Origin of the sequence: Caldibacillus sp. 210928-DFI.2.18 (genome assembly GCF_020554505.1) — a bacterium.
Lineage (GTDB): Bacteria > Bacillota > Bacilli > Bacillales > Caldibacillaceae > Caldifermentibacillus > Caldifermentibacillus hisashii.
In genome coordinates this window covers 1-2,667 of sequence record NZ_JAJCHL010000164.1, presented here as the reverse complement: position 1 = coordinate 2,667, position 2,667 = coordinate 1, and the positions used below count along the sequence as shown (strand labels likewise).

Annotated in this window: 3 protein-coding genes; 2 read left to right on the top strand and 1 reads right to left on the bottom strand. The window is 39.7% G+C overall.

Annotated elements, in window-relative coordinates; translation table 11 throughout:
* Positions 1-86: 86 nt before the first annotated feature.
* Positions 87-545, bottom strand: coding sequence for a VOC family protein (locus tag LIZ98_RS17230; protein ID WP_041845646.1), 459 nt, complete (start codon positions 543-545; stop codon positions 87-89).
* Positions 546-774: 229 nt separating this feature from the next.
* Here LIZ98_RS17230 and LIZ98_RS17225 point away from each other — a divergent pair, with 229 nt between their 5' ends.
* Positions 775-1,902, top strand: a complete 1,128-nt coding sequence (locus LIZ98_RS17225) for a conserved virulence factor C family protein (RefSeq protein WP_041845645.1) — start codon at positions 775-777, stop codon at positions 1,900-1,902.
* 79 nt (positions 1,903-1,981) lie between these two features.
* Positions 1,982-2,416 (top strand): BrxA/BrxB family bacilliredoxin, encoded by a 435-nt coding sequence (locus LIZ98_RS17220; protein ID WP_108898141.1) that lies wholly within the window; start codon positions 1,982-1,984, stop codon positions 2,414-2,416.
* The last annotated feature ends 251 nt before the right edge of the window (positions 2,417-2,667 follow it).

Sequence of the window (2,667 nt, the reverse complement as noted above, 5' to 3'; positions counted from 1 at the left end):
ACACGATTATACCGCTGTTTTCGGGGAGTTTTTGTTCTTTTGACTGTCAAAGTCGCCAAAACCCCTCCATTGGCGGAAGTTTTACTCTATTCCCAGTTTTTCTCCATTTCTTGAATTCTCTTCGCCTGTTCTTGAGGGGTCAAGTCTTCAATATGAGTCGCAATCCACCAAATATTACCTGAACCGTCTTTTACTCCTCCGTATCTTTCACCTGCGTGCTTCATATCCGTTGGGGGCATGATTGGTTCTGCTCCATGTTGAAGTGCTTTTTCATAAACGGTATCACAGTCTGGAACATACATATATATGGATGCCGGCATTGACCCATATTTCTCCATAGGCTCACCTGCCATAATGATCGAATCTCCAATTATCATCTCTGCATGCATAATGGTTCCGTTTGGCCTGTCAAGTTTATACTTTAATTTTCCGTCAAATACTGTTTCTATGAAATCTATTAGCTGCGCGACATTGTCAACCATTAAGTAAGGATTAACGGTTTTCATTCCTTTTGGCTGATGATTTACCCTTTTTATTGAGCTCATTCTCAGTTCCCTCCCGTTTTTTACATAAATGTAAATAAATTCTGCATACACATATATTTCTACAAATATTGAAATATTCCTTTTTTTCGCCACCGGTTTCCTTCCAAAATAGCTGTTTACTATCTTTCTTCAGACGCCTTGTGTTTTTGAAGATAAGTCGAATATTTTGCGTTACGACAACTTTCCGTATTAAGATAATAAAAAGATGGCAGAAGGAGAGGTGATGTATATGAAAATAAAAGCAATTGAACCAACACCCAGTCCACATACGATGAAAATAATTCTTAATGAAGAATTGCCAAAAGGAGCACGAAATAATTACCGTGAAGAGATGCGAAATGAAGCACCAAAGGAAATTCGGGCCATTTTGGAAATTGAAGGTGTTAAAGGAGTTTACCATGTGGCAGATTTTTTGGCAGTTGAAAGGCATCCGAAAGCGGATTGGAAACAAATATTACCATTGGTTCGCATATCGCTCGGTGAAGAAGCAACCGAAAAAGAAAACTTTATTGGTCCTGATGAACATTATGGGGAAGTTCAAGTTTTTTTGCAAATGTTCAAGGGGATTCCAATGCAAATAAAATTGACTGACGGGCATACAGAAAAACGTGTGGCCTTACCTGAAGAGTTTGTCCGGGCAATTACAAAAGCTCAATTGCCGGAAGATAATATTGTTTTTCTTAGAAAATGGGTGGATCACGGGGTTCGTTATGGCGACTTTGATGAAATCGGTCAAACAATTTTAGATGAGGTTGTTGCATCTTATCCTTCAGAACGTTTGGCCGCACTTGTCGAGTCGGCTTTACATCCCGAACGGTCCGTTGTTCAAAAAAAGTATCGGAAATTGACACGACAAGATTTAGATCATCCTGATTGGAAAAGACGTTATCAACTTTTAGAACAAATGGAAGAGCCGACACTTGCTGATTTACCTGTCCTCGAAAAAGCGTTGCATGACGAGAAACCGTCTATTAGAAGACTTGCTGTTGTATACCTTGGTATGATAAAGGATAAGAAAGTGCTGCCCTATATTTATCAAGGATTAAGAGATAAGACAGTTACGGTAAGACGAACAGCCGGTGATTGTTTAAGTGATCTCGGATTCCCGGAAGCTCAGGAGGAAATGATTAAGGCATTGAAAGATAAGAGTAAAATTGTCCGTTGGCGCGCTGCCATGTTTTTATATGAAACAGGAGATGAAAAAGCTTTGCCGGCATTAAAACAAGCCGAGAATGACCCTGAGTTTGAAGTGGCCTTACAAATAAAGATGGCCATTGAACGAATTGAAGGCGGAGAGAATGCAAGGGGATCGGTTTGGAAACAAATGACCGAGGCAAGAAAACAACCGAATAGTTAGAGCTTTTGCTTTTTAATAAAATGAAATGTAAAATATTATACACTTAACGCTAAAACAAATCGTACGAGGAGGATAAATTATGTCAATGGCTTATGAAGAATATATGCGTGAACTTGTTAAGCCGATGCGTGAAGAATTAGTAGGAGTCGGCTTTAAAGAATTAAAAACCGCTGAAGAAGTAGAAACGTTTATGGAAGGTGTCAGCGGAACGACGCTTGTTGTCGTTAATTCAGTATGCGGCTGTGCAGGCGGACTAGCCCGTCCGGCAGTTACTTATGCAATTCAACATACTGAAAAAAAACCTGATCATCTCGTTACGGTATTTGCCGGGCAAGATAAAGAAGCTACAGCAAAAATGCGGGAATATTTTACCGGTATTGAACCATCCTCACCTTCAATGGCACTTTTGAAGGGAAAAACTGTCGTCCATTTTATCCCCCGTCATGAGATTGAAGGTCATGCTGTTGAAGAAGTTGTTGATAATTTACTAACTGCCTTTGCTGATCACTGTTAATGAAAGTTTGCCCATTCGAGAAGGTACTCTGCCGGTTTCACAGTGCCTGAGTACCTCCTTCTTAAGTCAAATGATGCGAAATTCCACATATGTTAAAGGTATTGTACTTTTCTCAAGGATGGATAGCGCTATCGCCATATTTGCACATACTTTATTGGTATGTGCTTTTTTCAAAGATGGATAGAAAGCTATAGCCATATCTTGAGTTTGACACTTGTAGAGCTCAAAAAGCTCCCGAAACGCTTATTTAG

What these genes read in the sequence shown, in the direction of transcription:
- LIZ98_RS17220 (WP_108898141.1), top strand. Translation starts at nt 1,982, where the DNA reads ATGTCAATGGCTTATGAAGAATATATGCGTGAACTTGTTAAGCCGATG.
- LIZ98_RS17230 (WP_041845646.1), bottom strand. Translation starts at nt 545, where the DNA reads ATGAGCTCAATAAAAAGGGTAAATCATCAGCCAAAAGGAATGAAAACC.
- LIZ98_RS17225 (WP_041845645.1), top strand. Translation starts at nt 775, where the DNA reads ATGAAAATAAAAGCAATTGAACCAACACCCAGTCCACATACGATGAAA.